Genomic DNA, 406 nt, shown 5'->3' with positions numbered 1-406 from the left:
ACCCGCCATGTCAGCCCCCTCCGGTAGAAGGGAATGGTGGAAGTAATATTCCTTCCACGGGACGGCCGCCCCGGAAGGGGGGCAGGAGGGGGTAGGGGATGGGGTTCGCGGAGCATTACCTCGCGGGGATGATGCAGAGCTCGGCGGAGGTGCTGGGCCGGCATGGCTACGAGCACGTGAAGGCGGAGGAGCTGGCCCGGTCCGTGGGGATGTCGGTGGGCAGCCTGTACCGGCGCTACGGCAGCAAGCAGCACTTCGCCCAGACGGTGCGGACCTTCCACGAGGACACCTTCTGCCGGGAGGTGGACTGGGCCTTCTTCTGCAAGCACGGCGCGGACGGCGTCACCTTCCGCGAGGCCTTCTTCACCTTCTGGGATGCGCTGACGAACTGGGCGCTGGGGCTGCC

General features: G+C 67.5%; 1 protein-coding gene. It reads left to right on the top strand.

Features of this window, described 5'->3' with window-relative positions:
* Positions 1 to 98 precede the first annotated feature (98 nt).
* A partial coding sequence (locus G4D86_RS51950; protein WP_164003121.1) for a TetR/AcrR family transcriptional regulator occupies positions 99 to 406 on the top strand: 308 nt, incomplete at its 3' end.

Source organism: Pyxidicoccus caerfyrddinensis (assembly GCF_010894405.1).
GTDB lineage: Bacteria > Myxococcota > Myxococcia > Myxococcales > Myxococcaceae > Myxococcus > Myxococcus caerfyrddinensis.
This window is presented reverse-complemented; position numbering and strand designations above follow the sequence as displayed.